Consider the following 18,441-nt stretch of genomic DNA (forward strand, 5'->3'; position numbering starts at 1 on the left):
TCCTCAGCCCTTCTTCGATTTGTTGGGGCGTGAAATTGTAACTTTCGCTGTTTCGCCGACATTGGCGAGATCCAGAGCGAGGCTGGTCAACGCGTCCTGCTGCGCCTCGTGACGTTTGGCGAGGCCGGTGGCGGGCGATGCCGCGACTTCGCGTCCGGCATAGATCGGCCGCAGGTTTTTGCCGGCAGACTGGGCGGCTTCCTCGATCAGGCGATCAACGAAGAACCACGCGCCGTTATTTTTCGGCTCTTCCTGACACCAGACGATTTCCTTGAGGTTCGTCATCCGCTTCAGCCGAACCGCGAGGGGGTCGCCGGGGAAAGGATAGAGCTGTTCGATACGCACGATCGAAACATCTTCAACACCGTGCTTGTCGCGCTTCTCGATCAGGTCGTAGGCAACCTTGCCCGAACACAGCACGAGCCGGCGGATTTTCTCATCTGGGATTTCGGCCGTATCCGACTTGATCCGCATGAAGTGATGCTCGCCCATGAATTCATCGGCACTGCTTTTCGCCATCGGATGACGCAGCAGGCTTTTGGGGGTCATGATGACCATCGGCTTCCGGAACGGGCGCAACATCTGGCGGCGAAGAACGTGGAAATAATTCGCTGGGGTGGTGATGTTGCAGACCTGGATATTGTCGTTCGCACACAGCTGCAGGAAGCGTTCAAGCCTTGCGGATGAATGTTCCGGCCCCTGGCCTTCATAGCCGTGCGGCAGCAGCATCACGAGGCCATTGGCACGCAGCCATTTGGCCTCGCCGCTGGCAATGAACTGGTCGATCATGATTTGCGCGCCGTTGGCGAAATCGCCGAACTGTGCCTCCCACAGAACCAGTGTCTTGGGGTCGGCCATGGCAAAGCCATATTCGAAACCGAGCACGCCGTATTCCGACAGCGGGCTGTCATAAACCTCGAACTTGCCGTGCGGCAGCTGGCACAGCGGGATGTATTTCTCCTCGCTGTTCTGGTCGATCCAGACGGCGTGACGCTGGCTGAAGGTACCGCGGCCCGAATCCTGGCCGGAGAGGCGGACACCGAAACCTTCGGTCACGAGGCTGCCGAATGCGAGCGCTTCGCCGGTGGCCCAGTCGAACCCTTCGCCGGTTTCGAACATATCGGCCTTCGCCTTGAGCACACGGCCGAGTGTCTTGTGGATCTCGTGATCGCCCGGAACGGTGGTCAGCGTGCGGCCCAGGCTGTCGAACAGTTTTTTGTCGATCGCGGTTTCGACGTTGCGGCGGGCGTTTTCCGGGTCGGCGGGTTTGTTCAGACCGGCCCAGCGTCCGCCGAACCAGTCGGCCTGGTTGGGCTCGTAAGTCTTGGCAGCGTCGAATTCGTCCTGCAGCAGGCTTTCGAATTCTTTGCGCAGCTGCGTATCCGTGCCTTCTTCGATTACACCTTCGCCGATCAGCTTGTCGGAATAGATCTGGCTGACTTTGCGGTGCGAACGGATCGCGTCATACATCAACGGCTGGGTGAATTTCGGTTCGTCACCTTCGTTGTGGCCAAACCGGCGATAGCACCACATGTCGATCACGATATCGCGTTTGAAGGTCTGGCGATATTCGACCGCCAGCTTGCATGCGAAAGTCACTGCCTCTGGATCGTCGCCGTTGACGTGCAGGATGGGTGCCTGAACGCCCTTTGCAACGTCGGACGGGTAGGGTGAACTGCGCGCGAATTTCGGGCTGGTCGTGAAGCCGATCTGGTTGTTGATCACGAAATGCAGACAGCCGCCGGTGTTGTAACCGTTGACGCCGGAAAAGCCGAGGCATTCCCATACGATGCCCTGGCCGGCAAAGGCGGCATCGCCGTGGATCAGCACAGGCAGCACTTCGGCGTGTGCCGCAAGGTCGTCGCGGATCGCCTGCTGTGCGCGGGTCTTGCCCAATACGACCGGGTCGACCGCCTCCAGATGCGAAGGGTTGGGGACCAGCGACATGTGCACATCGATCCCGTCAAACGCACGGTCGGTGCTGGTGCCGAGGTGGTATTTCACATCGCCCGAACCGCCGACTTCGTCAGGCGTCGCACTGCCGCCGGAAAATTCATGGAAGATCACCTTGTAAGGTTTGCCCATCACGTTCGCGAGAACGTTCAGACGGCCGCGGTGGGCCATTCCGTAAATGATCTCGCGCACGCCGGCACTGCCGCCATGTTTGATCACGGCTTCCAGTGCCGGGATCATGCTTTCGCCTCCATCGAGGCCGAAGCGCTTGGTGCCGACATATTTCTTGCCAAGGAAGTTTTCGTATTCCTCGCCCCGGATCACCGATGCCAGGATCGCCTTCTTGCCTTCCGGGGTGAACTGGATGGTGTCTTCGGGGCTTTCGAACTTGTCCTGCAGAAACCGCCGTTCTTCAGTGTCGGTGATGTGCATGTATTCAAGGCCGACATTGCCGCAATAGGTCCGCCGCAACACGTCATAAAGGACGCCGACCTTGACCCATTCGTAACCGAAGACGCCGCCGACATAGACTTCCTTGTCTTCCTGCCCGGCGAACCCGTGCCATTCCAGCGTCAGGTCTTCGGGCGTGTCGCGGTGGCTGAGGCCCAGCGGGTCCAGGTTCGCCGCAAGGTGGCCGCGCACACGGTACAGCCGCACCAAGAGCATCGCCCGGATGGAGTCTCCGGCAGCTTCCTCGACCGCCTTGGGGTCGGTCGATTTGCCCGCTTTTGCTGCGGCCTTTTCAACCACGATTTTCATTTGCGTCGGATCGAGCGCCTGCGTCAGGTCCTCGTCAGACCCGGCCATCGTGTCGAGCCATGACGGGTTGCCCCAGGATGGGCCCGCCTGTGGTTCGGTTGCCGGATCACCGGGAGAGAAATCGTGGTTTTCGTTACCCATTGGGGTCACCTTTGCCGCCGGAAGTTCCGGCATGGAAATTCAGGTGATGGGGCGCTCCCGGGGAGGAGAAAGCGCCCGCATCAAATCAGGCCAGTTCTTTCAGCATCGCGTCGAGCGTTGTGCCGAGTTCGCTGGGGGAGGGGGATACGCGAATGCCCGCAGCTTCCATTGCTGCGATCTTGTCTTCCGCGCCGCCTTTGCCGCCCGATACAATTGCACCGGCGTGGCCCATGCGGCGGCCGGGAGGCGCCGTGCGGCCGGCGATGAAACCGACTGTCAGCTTGCTGCGGCCCTTGGCTGCTTCGTTCTTGAGGAATTCGGCTGCTTCTTCTTCTGCGCTGCCGCCGATTTCACCGATCATGATCATCGATTTGGTTTCTTCGTCATCCAGAAACAGGTCGAGCACGTCGATGAAGTTGGTGCCGTTGACGGGGTCACCGCCAATGCCGACTGCGGTGGTCTGGCCCAGGCCAACCATCGTGGTCTGGTGCACGGCTTCGTAAGTGAGCGTGCCCGAGCGGGAGACAACGCCGACGCTGCCCTTCTGGAAGATCTTGCCGGGCATGATGCCGATCTTGCATTCTTCAGGGGTCAAAACGCCGGGGCAGTTGGGGCCGATCAGGCGCGATTTGGAGCCTTCGAGGGCTGCTTTCACCTTGACCATGTCGAGCACCGGAATGCCTTCGGTAATGGCGATGATCAGTTCAACCTCGGCATCGATCGCTTCGCAAATTGCGTCCGCTGCGAAGGGAGGCGGAACGTAGATGCAGGATGCGGTCGCGCCGGTTTCAGCCACGGCTTCGCGCACGGTGTTGAAGTTGGGCAGGCCGATATGCGTGGTGCCGCCTTTGCCGGGCGTCACGCCGCCAACCATCTTGGTCCCGTAATCGAGCGCTTGCTGGGTGTGGAACGTGCCGGTTTCACCGGTCATCCCTTGGGTGATGACCTTGGTGTCTTTGTTTACGAGAATGGACATTTATTCGGCTCTCTCTTCAGAATTTACAGCAGCGCCATCAGAGCGTGAGGGCGATCTGCCTAAGATCATTATGTAAGGCGAAGGGGTAGGCAAGTGGTCACGCAAAGCAGAGGTCACTGGCAGATAGGAAATCGATGTCTCGCGGTGGCCCGGAAAAAGCCCGGGGTCCCAAATGGCCATGTGCATTCCTGGTTCGTCGATCACCTTGGTCGGGATCGCCTTCGCGCCCAATCCGGCGAGTTCTTTGCCGCGGAAGTCATCTGTCGGCTCGAAAGTCACCACATGGCAATCTAGCACATGCGCGCCGCCAGCTTTGGTTCTGCTCAACATCGTAAAGACGTGAGGAACGGCTGGTTTCGCGAATGCTCCGGCTTCGAGGTCGTAGCCCTCGCGATCCGAATGCAGACTTGTCATTGCAGCAAGTCCGTCATGCCCCTTTATGTCGGCAGGGCTCCATCCGTTCGCTTCCAAGGCCGAAAGGACATTTGCCTCAGCCTCCAAGTCCGCGCAGTTCTCGACAAAAGCCTGCACTACCGCAGCCACCGGAACATTTTCCGCCCCTTCTGCAAGCGCAGCACTGGCACCGGTGAACGATGCCAACACAATTGCGACTGCAGAAAACATGGGGCGGAAGTGCTTATGCAAGCGAGCTATCCAGCCCCTTGCACGCTTCGAGCAGTTCCTCGACCGCATCGACGCTGACCTGGAAGCCCTTCTTGGCTTCGTCGTTCAGTTCGATTTCCACGATCCGCTCAACGCCGCCGGCACCGATCACGATGGGAACACCGACATACAGGCCGTCTACGCCGTACTGGCCTTCGAGATAGGCAGCGCATGGCAGAACGCGCTTCTTGTCCTTGAGATAGGCTTCCGCCATCTGGATCGCGCTGGTCGCAGGGGCGTAATAGGCAGAGCCGTTGCCGAGCAGTTTGACGATTTCGCCGCCGCCCGAACGGGTGCGCGCTACAATCGCGTCCATTTTCTCCTGCGTGGACCAGCCCATCTTGATGAGGTCCGGCACGGGGATGCCTGCAACGGTCGAATATTCCAGGATCGGAACCATGGTGTCGCCGTGGCCGCCCAGAACGAATGCAGTGACGTCTTCCATCGACACGCCGAATTCGTCAGCGAGGAAGTGACGGAAGCGTGCGCTATCCAGCACGCCTGCCATGCCGACCACCTTGTTATGCGGCAGTCCGGAAAATTCGCGCAGTGCCCAAACCATCGCGTCGAGCGGGTTGGTGATGCAGATCACGAATGCGTCGGGGCAGTTCGCCTTGATGCCTTCGCCAACGGCCTTCATCACTTTCAGGTTGATGCCGAGCAGATCGTCGCGGCTCATGCCGGGCTTGCGCGGAACGCCAGCGGTAACGATCACTACGTCAGCGCCAGCGATGTCGGCGTAATCGGTTGTACCCTTGAGATTGGCGTCGAAGCCTTCGACGGGGCCGGACTGCGAAAGGTCCAGCGCCTTGCCCGCAGGCATGCCCTCTGCAATGTCGAACAGGACGACATCGCCCATTTCCTTCATCGCTGCGAGGTGGGCGAGAGTGCCGCCGATCATACCGGCGCCTACGAGGGCAATCTTATTGCGGGCCATAAAGGGAAGAGTCCTTCAATCCATGCGGGACCGTTCAAGAACCGAACCGGATGGCGCACCCACGTCCCGCGGGAAAGTCACGCCCGGCCATTACGGTTGCCGAACTAGGCCGCTGAACAGCCGAATGCAACCGCCAATCCCGGAGAGCTGCCAACTATCTTTGCAAATAGTTCGCAATTGCATTAACACTCTGTTGAGCGCGCAATAGCAGAGCCGGGACGGCCCGAGTTCAACTAATGGATTCATGGCAGCCGGTAAGGTTCCCGGCGTTCGGCTCAAGTTGTGGGTGGTGCGGCGTAATGTGCCCGTCAGGCGATGGCCTGGCGTGCCTGTCCGTCTTCGTCTTCCTGAGCCAGCAGCATGGCGGCCAGATAGTCGGGCACGGCGCGGCTGAAATAGTAACCCTGACCCAGCGTACAGCCGGCACTGCGGACCGAGCGGACCTGTTCGATCGTCTCAAGCCCCTCGGCGACGATCTCCATTTCCAGCTTGGAGCCGAGTTCGGCCACCGCGTGGATAATCGCGTCCGTTTTCTTGCCGACATCGGGGCCAGACACGAAGCTTCGGTCGACCTTGATCTTGCTGAACGGGTATTTCTGGATGTAGCCGAGCGAGGAATAGCCAGTCCCGAAGTCGTCCAGTGCGAAGCGAACACCGATGGAGGACAATTCGGCAATGAAGCTTTCCGTGGCACCGTGATCGTCGAGGAACAGGCTTTCGGTCACTTCCAGTTCGAGGCGTGACGGGTCGAGCTTCGCCTCGCGCAGGGCGTTCATGATGCCCAGTGCGGCACCGGGTGCCTTGATCTGCAGCGGCGAAAGGTTGACCGCTACCGTAACATGGTCCGGCCACTGCGCGGCGGCTTTAGCAGCCTGCGCGGTAATCCAGTTGCCGAGCGTGACGATCACGCCGGTTTCCTCGGCCACGGGGATAAATTCGTCCGGGCGCAATTCGCCTTTTTGCGGGTGGAACCAGCGGATCAGTGCTTCGAATGTGCGGATCCGGCCAGTTTCGAGATCGACAATCGGCTGGAAGAAAATCGACAGTTCGTCGCGCTGGATTGCAATCCGCAATTCAGCCTCAAGCTCGCGTCGGCGGGCAAGATCGCGGCTCATCGATTTGTCGTAGAAACAGGTCTGTTTCCGGCCGTTTACCTTGGCATGATAGAGCGCCAGATCGGCGTTTTGCATCAAGGTATCGGCATCGACCCCGTCGTCGGGCAGCAGGGCGATGCCAATGGAAGCGTGGATTTCCATCCGCTCTCCATTGATACGAACCGGACGCATGATTTCCGCGTGAATTTCACTTGCCAGACGCTCGCTTTCACGGCGGTCGGCGACTTCGCAGAAGACGATGAATTCATCACCGCCGAAACGCGAAACGCTCGCGCCATCGGGTGACACCTCGGTCAGACGGGCAGCGATTTCTGTCAGAACCTTGTCCCCGACCGGGTGACCGAGCAGATCGTTCACTTCCTTGAACCGGTCGAGATCCAGCCAGAACAGCGCCAGCATCTTGTCGTCGGCCACATCCATCAGCTTTTCGACCATGTCATGGTTGAGCCCGGCCCGGTTGCTGAGGCCGGTCACTACGTCAGTGCGTGCAAGGACGCGCATTTTCTCTGCCAGCCTTGCGCTGGTTTCGGCCGAGCCGATGGAATCGCGCAAAACCTTGAAGACGTTCATGGTGATGGAAGCCATGGCCGGGATCAGCAGAAGCATGTTCAGGGCCAGGAACAGGAACGGCAACGTCCCGATAATCAGTGCTGCCACGAACACCGGGAACACGACCAGCAGCAGCTGGCCCAGTGCAATGACAGGGCGGCCTGCATTGCGGGCGCAGATTCCCACGCCGTAACACATGGCGTTGGCGATCATCAGGACTTCCACCGCCGCGCCGGCTTCCATGACCAGCGTCATGGCGGCAACGCAGCCAATTACGAAAGCATAGCTGAACGCGCCGACTTCGTAGACCACCTCGAGCTGGCGCGTACTGCGCCCTTGGTCGTCGGGGGAAAGGCCGAGTGCTGCAACAACGCGCGCTATCGCGATCACGCTGAGGATCATGCTCGCGATAAAAATCGAAGGGGAATCGCTGACATATGCCGCAATCGCGGTAGACACGATCCCGTTTATGGCGCCGATCGCAAGGCTGGTTGGCTGGGTGTACAACGTACGCACGAGGGTACGCCGGACGCGCTCCGAAAGCGCATCGTTACGCCGATGACGTTTGAGGAGTTTCTTGAACCCCGTTACAAGCGCAGTCGTTGCCATGACGTCTGCAATAGACAGAACACGTCACCGTTTAGTTAACGCCCGGCTAACGAGGCGCAAACGGCGCTAACACTGTAATGATATTAGAGAAATTGCTGCTGTTTGGCGATCGCGTCTGCCATACGCCGGTCGAGCGTACGGCAAACGCCGAGCCAATGCTCGTAGGTTTCCCGGTCACCGGCGAAAAAGGCATCCTCTGCCAGCTTGCGCGCTTCGGCTGCTGCGGCAAGGCCGTGCTTGGCAAAATGGCGCAAGGCAGAGTGCAGCAGATGGTCGCTCCCGGCGGTGTCACCATTGTCATTTGCAGGCGAAACCGCATCCCGGCGGGTTAATGCGCGCGCAACGGGCGACAACGCGGCAGTTCGGGCAGCGGCAAAGTGAACGGTCATCGGGGCTGAAACCTTGAATTGTTTGCTTGGGCGTTGGCAGCCCTTTACGCCCAAGGCGCTAAAGCCTGGTTCGAAATCAAGGTTTCGGAGGCGTTAACCTGCTGGCAGAGCGCATTTTTCTCACCCTATTTCGGCTCGTTGATCCAGCGCCCGCTATTGGCGTATTCGGGTTTGATGCCGCTGCTCTCAGGCAGGTTCTCCGCCTCGAACAATGCTTCTCCGCCGCGCTGGGTCACTTCGCGCGAATAGGTTGGTGCAGGGGTTTTCGCGCGCTGCCCGGTATTGTTTTCAGCGAGCGCTTTAAGCCGCGCCTGTTCATAGGCCTTAGCCAGAGCGACCGGGTCAGCCGCTTCGCTGGAACCGGCATCTGCCGCTTGCGCGGTTTTGGATGCACGCGACGAAGCCGCAGGTTCTACCCCGGCATAGCGGGCAGTGAACGCGTTGGGTTTCCCGGCGAGACCTTTCCAGCGATAGAAACGGTGCGCGCCGATCGTGCCGATATGATCGAGGCTGGGCGCCCAGTACGGATAGATCCAGACTGTGTGATAGTGCGTTGCCAGGCCGACCGGATTGTAGACCGATCCGGACAAGGCATCCTGCGCCACCCGCTGCGCCCGGGCCCAGGCACCTGCGCCCGGTGTGCGCTTCATCGAACCGTCGCACGTAAAGCTGAACTGGCAGCCGGTTTTGCGTTCCGAACCCTGAAAAACAACGCCGCACACGCTGTTGGGATAACTGGGGTGGGCGACCCGGTTCAGCACCACCTGCGCCACGGCGCGCTGGCCGCCGATCGCTTCCGATGCGGCCTCGTAATAGATCGCGTTGGTGAGGCATTGCAGCGCACGGGCCTTGCTCAGACCTGCTCCGCTAGAGAGGAACGCGCGTGCAGCCGGACCTGCATTGCGCGATGCGGCCAGTTCGGCTGCCTGCGTTTCGCCTGTACCCGACATGTCGAACAGAGCCAGCGACTTGTCACCCAGATCGGGGACATATCGCGGAGCGTCTTCGAGGTAATAAAACGCAGAGCCGGGAAAACTGCTGCCGCCCTGTTCGAACGGCATGGGTTCGATGTTGGCATATTCAGCGGCCGTTTCCGGTGAGCCAAGTTCGCTCCAGTCAACCGGCGCAGCAAAAGCGGGCACGCCAATGGCCGCTGCCAGCACAGCGATCCTGCGTCCGCGATGCCGGGTTCCGATCAGCGCGCCCAACCGGTCCCACGCCCGCGCGGCCAGGGGCTTGCGCTTGCTGCGCATACGCGCCTGAAAGCGGGCGGTGCGCTGTTCGGCAGAAAAGGCGGGCTTATCGTTCAATCGGCTTCCTGGATTACCTTGCGCAAACGGCGCGCTTTGCGCGTACCGACAGGCTCGGCGCTGCGCCACGGATCAATCCGCACCGTCCCTTAGCGGTACAGGCTGCAAGACGCAGTTAAGCGCCGTGCTGAATAATTGATTACCGAGCAGTCAGCAGCATGAAGGCTCTGGTTGCATGGCTGACCGCGGCGGAGTATCGGGGCCGCGACGTCATGGGTTGCCGCGCGTAAAGCGGGCCTAAGAGGGAAGGATGTGCGGGGTGTGTCCCCAAATCATCCGCTGCCCCCGCAACTGTGACCGGGGAGCGCTGTCTCCACAATGCCACTGGCCACGCTCGCGCGGCTGGGAAGGCGGAAGCAGCGCAGCGATCCGGGAGCCAGGAGACCTGCCGATGATGGTCGTTCGAGCCGGCGGGCGGGGTGTACCGAGGGCAGGTGGGAAAGTGCGAATTCGCGCGCTTCCTCCGTCATGAGCGACTTCGCTTGTGATAGGAGTAACCATGCGTAAATATCTGTTTATAGGCGCTTCCTTGTCGTCTGCTGGCTGGGCGATGGCCGCGCCCGCCGCAGCCCAAGAAGTCGGCGAGGGGTGTAGCGGGGTTGTCTACGAAGATGGCCAGCCGGTGTCGTTTGTGCAGGGCTTTTGCCGCGCCGCAGAAGATGTGATCACGGTCACGGCAACCGGCACTCGTTCGGAAATCGAAGATACCGGGCAGGCGGTTACGATTGTCAATCGCAGCGAGATCGAGGATATCCAGGGCGCTGATCTGACCCGCGTGCTGGAGCGTGCGCCCGGCGTAACCTTCAGCCGCAATGGCGGGGCCGGAAGTTTCACAGGTGTGCGTGTTCGCGGTGCAGAGGCAGAACAATTGCTGGTGGTTGTCGACGGGGTTCGCGTGGCCGATCCCGCGTCCCCGGCAGGCGGATATGATTTTGGCAATTTGCTGTCGCAAAATGTTGAAAAAATGGACCTGCTGCGCGGTTCGAACAGTACGATCTGGGGGTCTGACGCAATCGGCGGCGTGCTGGCGGTAACCACTCGCAATCTCGACGGTGTCACCGCAAGCGCTGAATACGGATCGCGCGAAACGCTCTCTGCATCTGCCACGGGCGGGGTGTCAGGCGACTGGGGCAGCTTCGGAGTGGCTGGCAGCTATTACGATACCGAAGGATTCTCTTCGGCGGCCAGCGGCACGGAGGATGATGGTTTCCAGCAATGGGCGATCGCATCACGCGGGCGGGCCAATGCAAGCTACGCGGTCTCGCTGTTTGCCGGCGGCAGTTACAGCGAAGGCGATCTGGAAATTGACGGGACCCCGGCACCATCCTTTGTCCTGACAGACACTGACGAATTCCAGAAAACCCGGCAATATTCGGCATTTGCAGGGGTATCTTACGACAGCGGACCGTTGTTCCTGAAAGGGGCCTATTCGCTGGCTGATACCGAGAGGCGCAATTTCAATCCGGCGTTCGGCACTGCCCCCGGCTTCACCAGCGACGGCCATTCGGACCGGGTCGAACTGCGCGGTGAATGGCGTGCGATCGGCCCGCTGATCGTAAGCTTTGGCGGGGAAAGCGAATGGACCAGCTACATCACCAATTTCGATGCACTGCGGCATGATACAAGGATCAGCGGCGCCTACACGCAGCTGGGGATCGAGTTTGGCGGTATTTCGGGCCATCTGGGTGTCCGGCATGATGATCATGCGCGTTTCGGCGGCGCGACCAGTTTCGGCGCTGATCTGAGCTATGAAATCGTGCCTGACATCCGCCTGCGCGCCAGCGTGGGCGAGGGGTTCAAGGCGCCGACATTGTTCCAGCTGTTTTCCGATTTCGGCAATCAGGCTCTTGAGGCCGAACAGAGCACCAGCTTTGACCTAGGCATTGCCTGGAACGACCGAAACGACCGGTTTTATGCCGGGGCTACTCTGTTCAAACGCGACAGCGAAAACCAGATCGAGTTCGTCTCCTGCTTTGGATCGACCGACCCGATCTGTAACGACCGGCCATTCGGCACGTATGACAATGTCGGCAGGGTCCGCGCGCAGGGGCTGGAAATGGAACTCGGGGCAAACCCGTCCGACCGGTTCGGCGTTCGTGCAGTGTATTCGCTGACAGACACCGAAAACCGCACACTGGGCAGCGTCAATCAGGGCAACGCTTTGGCCCGCCGCCCGCGTCATGCCGTCACGGTTTCCGCCGACTGGTTGACGCCAATTGCGGATTTCACCCTGGGCGGTGATGTGCGCATGGTGAGCGACAGTTTCGACGATGCGGGTAATTTCAACCGCCTTGACGGATACCAGCTGGTCACCTTGCGGGGGAGCTTGCCGATAGGAAACAAGGTGGAGCTCTTCGGCCGGGTCGAAAACCTGTTCGACCAGCAATACCAGACGGCGCTCGGCTACGGCTCTCCCGGACGCGGCGCGTTTGCCGGGGCGCGGACGCGGTTCTGATGCGGCTGGCCCCGCTTTTGCTTGGCATGATGCTGGCGGCGTGCGCGCAGCCGGCATCTGTCAGCGGGGACGCGGCTAACGCTGCGCCGAAGATTGTCAGCCTCAATCCTTGTACCGATGCCATTCTTGCCGAAGTTACGGAGGCGGGTCAGCTGCTGGCGATCTCGCACTACAGCCATGATCCTGCGGCGAGTTCCATGGACCTGAAGCTCGCGCGGCAATTCGCGGTAACTGGCGGCACGGTGGAGGAGATCATCTCGCTCCAGCCGGACATCGTGGTGGCGGGCAGTTTCCTTGCTCCGTCCACTCGCACCGCGCTGGACGATCTGGGTATTCGGGTCGAGACCTTCGGCATGGCAGCCGATGTGGAACAGAGCATCAACCAGGTCCGCACGCTCGCCGGAATTGCCGGGCAAACGTCGCGCGGGGACCAATTGGTTGCGCGTATCGAGGCTGCGCTGGCTGCCGGGCAGGGGGATGCAGACGGGCAAATACCCGCAGTGCTGTGGCAACCGTCTGGTATCGTGCCGGGCGAGGGGACGTTGATCGCCGACCTGATGCGCCGCGCCGGTTTCTCCAGCCATAGCCAAGCATTGGGCATGGGGCAGGCGGATTATCTCTCGCTTGAACAGCTGCTTGTAAGCCCGCCGCGCGTGTTGCTGATCGCAGGGCAGGAACGTTCGCAGGCGCATCCCGCGCTCGACCGGCTGAGCGAGGTGCACCGGGCCAGTCTGGCTGCCTCAATGCTGTATTGCGGCGGGCCGACGATCATCGCGGCGTCGCGCAGGCTCAAGGCCATACGGGACGAGGTTTCATGAGCCGGGCCAATGCCATGCTGCTGCTGTTGCTGCCCGGAGCATTCGTCCTGTCGCTGTTTGCAGGCCGGGTCTGGCTCGATTTTTCCGCCACGCCGAACGCCATGGTTATTATCGCTGAACTGCGGCTGCCGCGTGCATTGCTGGCGGTGATCGTCGGTGCTGGGCTGGGTTCCGCAGGCGCGGCGATGCAGGGATATCTGCGCAATCCGCTGGCTGATCCGGGTCTGTTCGGCATTGCCCCCGGCGCCGCGCTGGGCGCTGTCGCCAGTTTCTGGTTCGGTTACGCGGCCAGCGCGTGGCTGCTGCCGCTGTTCGCACTTGCCGGGGCCTCCGCCGCGATGGGGCTGCTCGCGCTGATCGCGGGGCGCACGGGCGGGATTGCCCTGTTCACATTGGCCGGCATGATGATCGCGAGCCTTGCAGGGGCGTTTATGAGCCTCGCCATCAGCCTAGCCCCCAATGCCTTTGCGATGAGCGAAATCGTGACTTGGCTGATGGGCGCGCTAACCGATCGCAGCTGGCGCGAGGTCTATCTTGCCGCGCCGCTGACCGCCGCCGGGATCGTGTGCTTCTGGATGGCCCGAAAGGACCTCGACGCGCTGATCCTGGGCGATGCCGCAGCACGGTCGATGGGGATGCGGCCGGGCGTTTTGCAAGCGTGGCTGATCGTCGGCGTCGGGCTGACCGTGGGCAGCGGCGTCGCTGTGGCCGGGATTATCGGTTTCGTCGGGCTGATCGTGCCGCATCTGGTGCGCCCCTTTACCGACCGCCGCCCGTCTTCGCTGATCATACCGAGCGCGCTGGCCGGGGGGCTGCTGGTGCTGGTGGCGGACAGCGCGGTGCGCATCCTGCCGCTGGTGACCGAGCTGCGGCTGGGGATCGCGCTGAGCCTGATCGGGGCGCCGTTCTTCCTGTGGCTGCTGCTGAAAATGCGCCGCGGCCATGCAAGGGGAATGCTGTGAGCCTGGGCGCTGAAAATCTTGGAATTCGCGGCCGGCTGGAACCACTTTCGGTCATGTTCGAGGAGGGGCAGGTTACTGCCATCTGCGGGCCGAACGGGGCGGGCAAGTCGACCCTGCTGGCGGCGCTTGCCGGATTGATCGAGCCAGCCTCAGGCAAGGCGATGCTCGATGGGGGAGACCTGAAGAACCGCCTCCCGCGTGAACGGGCGCAGCAAATCGGTTATTTGCCGCAAGACGGCGAGACGGCGTGGGATGTATCGGTTCGCAATCTCGTCTCGCTTGGCCGGCTTCCTTATGGTGACGAGGCGCCCGAGATGGTTGATGCGGCGCTTGAAGCTCTCGGTCTCAAAGCCCATGCGAACAGGCCGGTCTCAACACTTTCAGGCGGTGAGAAAGCGCGCGCTTTGCTGGCCCGCGTTCTGGCCGGACAGCCGCGCTGGGTCCTTGCCGACGAACCGCTCGCCGCGCTCGACATTGGTCACCAGCAGGCCTTGCTCAGCTATCTGAGGCAGACAGCCGCCGCCGGAACCGGGGTGATCATGGTGCTCCACGACCTATCGCTGGCGATGAACCATGCAGACCGGGTGCTGGTGCTGGACCGCGGCAAACTGGCCGCTGACGGTGCACCCGAAAACGCGCTCGCCACCAGAGTGGTCGAGCGCGTCTGGAATGTCTCGGCAAATTGGGCGGGTAGTCCGGGCGAACGCGCGCTGATGGTGCGCCCGCCCGGATCAGCCTGATTTACTTCGAAACAGTATTCGCCGGCAGCTTGCCATCCGAAGTGGTGGCAGCATCGGCAGCAGAATCGTCTCCGGTCAGGCCGCGCGCAACCAGCATCGGGGTCACGTCCGGCTGACGACCGGCGAAGTTTTCGAACATCTTGAAATAGTCCATTGTTCCGCCGCGGCTGAGGACGGTGGCACGGTAGTGATCGCCGTTCTCACGGGTCAGACCGCCATTGTCCATGAACCATTGACGGCTGTCACGGTCCAGCATCTCGGTCCACAGATAGCTGTAATATCCAGAGCTGTAGCCGGTCGGGCTGGAGAAGATGTGGTTGAAATAGCTGCTGCGATAACGCGGCGGCACCAGGCCGATTTCAAGGCCTAGTTCTTCCAGCGAGTTACGTTCGAACGCGTCGACATCTTCGGGCGTCTTGATCGCAGCGGCTTCTTCTGCGCTCAGCGCGTGCCATTTCATGTCGAGCAGAGCCGCTTCGACGACTTCACCGAAATCATAGCCCTGGTTGAACTTGGCCGCGCGTTCGATCTTCTCGATCAGTTCCGCCGGAATGGTTTCACCGGTTTCGTAATGCTTGGCATAGTTCGAAAGGATTTCGGGGTGGGTCGCCCACACTTCGTTCACCTGGCTGGGATATTCGACGAAATCGCGCGCCGTGGCGGTGCCCGAAATCGAGGCGTATTTCTGATCCGCGAAGAAGCCGTGCAGCGCATGGCCGAATTCATGGAACAGGGTGTTCACATTGTCGAAGCTGACCAGCTGGACTTCGCCTTCGGCAGCCTTAGGAATGTTGAGCACGTTGTAGATCACCGGCTTGGTGCCGTTGAGATAGCTCTGATCCACGAAATTGCTCATCCATGCGCCGCCACGCTTGGACGGGCGCTGGAATGGGTCGAAATAGAAGATGCCCAGTTCGCTGCCATCACGGTCGAACACGGTGTAGGTGCTGACGTCAGGGTGATAGACCGGCAGATCGGTGCGTTTCTGGAATGTCAGACCGTAGAGTTTTTCTGCAGCGAAGAACACGCCGTCTTCCAGTACCTTGTCGAGCTGGAAGTAAGGCTCAACCGCGCTTTCGTCGAACGCGTATTTTTCAGCCTTCACCTTTTCGGCATAGCGATACCAGTCCCATGGCTTCACTTCGAAATCGCCGCCCTCGGCAGCGATCTTCTCGTTGAGCAACGCAGCCTCGCGGCGCTGGGTTGCGGCCAGTGCGGGAACCATCTGTTCCATGAAATCAAGCGCAGTCTGCGGCTGTTTCGCCATGCGGTCATACATGACGTAGCTGGCCCAATCGGGCTTGCCGAACAGCGCGGCTTTCTGGGCGCGCAGCTGGGCGATCTCGGCGATCAGCATACGGGTGTCGTATTCACCCGGCTGGTCATTACGGTCAACGCTGAGGCGGAACAGCTTTTCGCGGGTCGCGCGGTTTTCCAGCGCCGGCAGCGATGGCTGCTGCGTGGTGTTCTGCAGCGCGATAGCATATTTGCCTTCCATGCCCTTCTCAGCAGCCAGCTTTGCAGCAGCTTCGATCGCGGCAGGCGACAGGCCGGCCAGCTCTTCTTCGCTATCGACGATCAGCGCGCTGGCAACGGTGCCTTCGCGCACGCGGTTGCCAAATTCATTGGTCACTTCTGACAGCTTGGTGTTGATCGCGCGGACCTGATCCTTCTGCTCTGCGGTCAGCATGGCCCCCGCCTGGACCATACCTTCGTAGGTGTCTTCCAGCAGGGCCGCGTCTTCAACCGTCATGCTCATCGCAGCACGATTGTCGTAAACCGCTTTGACCCGGGCAAACAGCACGGGGTCCAGCGTGATCGCATCGGAGTGGGCCGAAAGCTTGGGACCCATCTCGGTCTGGACGGCATTGAGCGTGTCGTTGGTGTTGGAACCGGTCAGCGCGAAGAATACGCGGGCCACGCGGCCCAGAATTGCGCCGGATTGTTCCAGTGCGACAATCGTGTTCTCGAAAGTCGGTGCATCTGGATTGTTCTTGATCTGATCGATCTCGGCGCTGTGAATTGCCATCGCCTGTTCGAACGCCGGACGGTAATCATCATCCGAGATCTTGCTGAAATCGGGCGCTTCGAACGGCAAAGTGCTTTCAGCGGCGAAATAGCCTGTCGCTTCGGGCACGGCATTTTCTGCAGGAAGTGCGGCGGTGTTGGCACTGGCCATTTCGTCGCCTCCGTTGGCTTGTGAACATCCTGCGAGCAATGCGCTCGCAGCGACTGCGGCCATAAGTTGGGCCTTCATCTGACTCTCCATATTTTCTGGGTAGGTGCAGCAGGGATGGATTCCCCGCGCGGTCCATTGCAACCCCTGATAACTGACATTGCTTGAACCGGAGATTGACCGAAATTGCAAACTAAAGGCGGAAAGTCGGTCGAGGCAGGAACGCCGTTTGTCGAACGGGCGGGGGCGCCCTGCTGAATTACGCGCGACCGGCAAACGAGCTGCCAAGTTCTGTTTAACCAGCATTTTTCGCGGCTGGACAAGGCCGGATTTGGCCGCCAAATGAGCCTCCGTTTTTCTCCATGGGGTCGCATCCATATGTTCAGGAACGTTTTTCCTTGCCTTGCCGCTGCGGCGATTTGTGCAATTTGTCCGCCGCTTGCGGCCCAGGAAAACTCCGGGGGCGCTGCTGCTGAGGCAGCAGGCGTTAGCGCGCCAGCCGCGCAGGACGTTTACACGCTGAGCCCGGCGGAACTGTTCGAATTCGCAGAACAAGCGCGTGCTGCCGGGAATTTCGATCTCGCGGCGAAGGCTTACACCGCTCTTACCGAACTGCCGGATATGCCGCTGCGGAACGAAGCGCGTTTTCGGCACGCAATGATGCTTGCCGATCAGCAGCAGGACTATCGCGGTGCGGCTGTGCTGCTGCGCCAGATACTCGACGAACAGCCCGATACCGCGCGTGTGCGGGTAGAGCTGGCACGGATGCAGGCGATGATGGGCAATCTTGGCGCGGCAGAAAAGGAACTGCGGGCGGCGCAGGCGGCGGGCCTCCCGCCAGAGGTTGAGCGGCTGGTTCGTTTCTATGCCAGCGCGCTCAATGCCCGCAAGTCATTCGGGTTCAATGTGGATTTCGCGATCGCGCCGGACAGTAATATAAACCGCGCGACCCGGTCCGATACGCTTGGCACGATCATCGGTGATTTCGAATTGTCCGATGATGCGCAGGAAAAGTCGGGCGTCGGTATCGCTGCCCGCGGGCAGGCCTATCTCAAGACCGGATTGGCGAAAAACGCAGAGGTGCTTGTTCGGGCCAGCGCGAATGGCCGGTTCTACGAGAATGGCGAGTTCGACGATTATATCGCGGCAATCCAGGCTGGTCCGCAGATTTCCATCGGCAAAGACCGTCTGGACATCGCCGCCACGGCCAGCTGGCGCTGGTTCGGGCGCGATCCCTATACCGTATCGTATGGTGCGACCGCGAATTACCGTCACCCGCTGGGCAAACGGGCGCAGCTGAACGTGCAGGGCGCGGCGATCCGCACGAAAGACCGTCTCAACGATCTGCGTTCGAACGATCGATACCAGCTTGAAATCGGTCTCGACCGTGCATTTACCAGCAAGTTCGGCGGCGGGATTAGCCTATCGGGCTATCGCGCGGTCGCCAACGATCCGGGGTACTCAACCGCAAGCGGTAGTCTGAATACCTATCTGTTCCGCGAATTGGGCCGGACAACGGCGGTGCTGCGCGCAGGCTATGACCGTCTCGAGGCCGACAAGCGGCTGTTCCTGTATCCCAGGCGGCGGGTCGATGACCGGTTCAGCGCGAGCCTGTCCGGCACGTTCAGGGATTTGAGAATTGGAGCGTTCGCGCCGCTCGCCAAAGTGAGCTTCGAACGGAATTTCTCGACCGTGGAAATTTACGACTATCAGCGCCTAGCAGCGGAATTCGGGGTGGCTGCTGCATTCTGATTGAATGATGACGCTATGGTACAATGAGACCTTTGCTTTCCAGACTATGACTGACCGAATTACCGTGAATGCGGGGCAGAGCGTTCGGCGCACATGCCATCCTTTCCGGTCTATGATTGCGGGCGGACCTTGCGCCG

The 18,441-nt window shown here is 60.7% G+C and carries 13 protein-coding genes and 1 riboswitch; of the genes, 5 read left to right on the top strand and 8 right to left on the bottom strand.

Annotated features, from left to right (window positions below):
• Nucleotides 1-3 precede the first annotated feature (3 nt).
• From PO778_RS02530 to PO778_RS02560, 7 genes are all read right to left on the bottom strand, one after another.
• Nucleotides 4-2,853, bottom strand: coding sequence for a 2-oxoglutarate dehydrogenase E1 component (locus tag PO778_RS02530; RefSeq protein ID WP_271438484.1), 2,850 nt, complete (start codon nucleotides 2,851-2,853; stop codon nucleotides 4-6).
• 85 nt (nucleotides 2,854-2,938) lie between these two features.
• Nucleotides 2,939-3,829 carry a succinate--CoA ligase subunit alpha gene (gene sucD, locus PO778_RS02535; RefSeq protein WP_271438485.1) on the bottom strand — a complete coding sequence of 297 codons (891 nt, stop codon included), beginning with the start codon at nucleotides 3,827-3,829 and terminating at the stop codon, nucleotides 2,939-2,941.
• Nucleotides 3,830-4,453, bottom strand: coding sequence for a hypothetical protein (locus PO778_RS02540; RefSeq protein ID WP_271438486.1), 624 nt, complete (start codon nucleotides 4,451-4,453; stop codon nucleotides 3,830-3,832). It abuts the gene before it with no gap.
• A 13-nt stretch (nucleotides 4,454-4,466) separates the two neighbouring features.
• A complete protein-coding gene (gene mdh, locus PO778_RS02545) occupies nucleotides 4,467-5,429 on the bottom strand; it encodes a malate dehydrogenase (RefSeq protein ID WP_160729540.1) in 963 nt (320 codons plus the stop codon).
• Nucleotides 5,430-5,737: 308 nt separating this feature from the next.
• Nucleotides 5,738-7,609 carry a putative bifunctional diguanylate cyclase/phosphodiesterase gene (locus PO778_RS02550; protein WP_271438487.1) on the bottom strand — a complete coding sequence of 624 codons (1,872 nt, stop codon included), beginning with the start codon at nucleotides 7,607-7,609 and terminating at the stop codon, nucleotides 5,738-5,740.
• Between the two features lie 176 nt (nucleotides 7,610-7,785).
• Complete coding sequence (locus PO778_RS02555; protein WP_160729542.1) at nucleotides 7,786-8,091, bottom strand: hypothetical protein; 306 nt, start codon at nucleotides 8,089-8,091, stop codon at nucleotides 7,786-7,788.
• A 125-nt stretch (nucleotides 8,092-8,216) separates the two neighbouring features.
• The gene (locus PO778_RS02560; protein ID WP_271438488.1) at nucleotides 8,217-9,401 is read right to left on the bottom strand and encodes a cell wall hydrolase; all 1,185 of its coding nucleotides are present in this window, start codon (nucleotides 9,399-9,401) and stop codon (nucleotides 8,217-8,219) included.
• A 197-nt stretch (nucleotides 9,402-9,598) separates the two neighbouring features.
• Nucleotides 9,599-9,808, top strand: a riboswitch (cobalamin riboswitch).
• A 92-nt stretch (nucleotides 9,809-9,900) separates the two neighbouring features.
• On the opposite strand from PO778_RS02560, the gene PO778_RS02565 reads away from it, so the two are divergent.
• Genes PO778_RS02565 through PO778_RS02580 form a run of 4 tightly spaced genes read left to right on the top strand, consistent with a single transcriptional unit; the run spans nucleotide 9,901 to nucleotide 14,376 of the window.
• The gene (locus tag PO778_RS02565) at nucleotides 9,901-11,856 is read left to right on the top strand and encodes a TonB-dependent receptor plug domain-containing protein (RefSeq protein WP_271438489.1); all 1,956 of its coding nucleotides are present in this window, start codon (nucleotides 9,901-9,903) and stop codon (nucleotides 11,854-11,856) included.
• Nucleotides 11,856-12,674, top strand: a complete 819-nt coding sequence (locus PO778_RS02570; protein ID WP_271438490.1) for an ABC transporter substrate-binding protein — start codon at nucleotides 11,856-11,858, stop codon at nucleotides 12,672-12,674. The genes PO778_RS02565 and PO778_RS02570 overlap by 1 nt, the downstream gene beginning before the upstream one ends.
• Nucleotides 12,671-13,636 (top strand): FecCD family ABC transporter permease, encoded by a 966-nt coding sequence (locus PO778_RS02575; protein ID WP_271438491.1) that lies wholly within the window; start codon nucleotides 12,671-12,673, stop codon nucleotides 13,634-13,636. The genes PO778_RS02570 and PO778_RS02575 overlap by 4 nt, the downstream gene beginning before the upstream one ends.
• Nucleotides 13,633-14,376, top strand: coding sequence for an ABC transporter ATP-binding protein (locus PO778_RS02580; protein WP_271438492.1), 744 nt, complete (start codon nucleotides 13,633-13,635; stop codon nucleotides 14,374-14,376). Before PO778_RS02575 ends, PO778_RS02580 begins: the two co-directional genes overlap by 4 nt.
• A 1-nt stretch (nucleotide 14,377) precedes the next feature.
• Here the strand turns inward: PO778_RS02580 and PO778_RS02585 are convergent, their stop codons facing one another.
• Entirely contained in the window at nucleotides 14,378-16,633 is a 2,256-nt protein-coding gene (locus tag PO778_RS02585) for a M3 family metallopeptidase (RefSeq protein ID WP_271438493.1), read from the bottom strand.
• A gap of 261 nt (nucleotides 16,634-16,894) precedes the next feature.
• On the opposite strand from PO778_RS02585, the gene PO778_RS02590 reads away from it, so the two are divergent.
• Nucleotides 16,895-18,304: a surface lipoprotein assembly modifier gene (locus PO778_RS02590; RefSeq protein ID WP_271438494.1), complete on the top strand. Its 1,410-nt coding sequence runs from the start codon at nucleotides 16,895-16,897 to the stop codon at nucleotides 18,302-18,304.
• The last annotated feature ends 137 nt before the right edge of the window (nucleotides 18,305-18,441 follow it).

This window comes from Pontixanthobacter luteolus (genome assembly GCF_947494915.1).
GTDB lineage: Bacteria > Pseudomonadota > Alphaproteobacteria > Sphingomonadales > Sphingomonadaceae > Pontixanthobacter > Pontixanthobacter luteolus.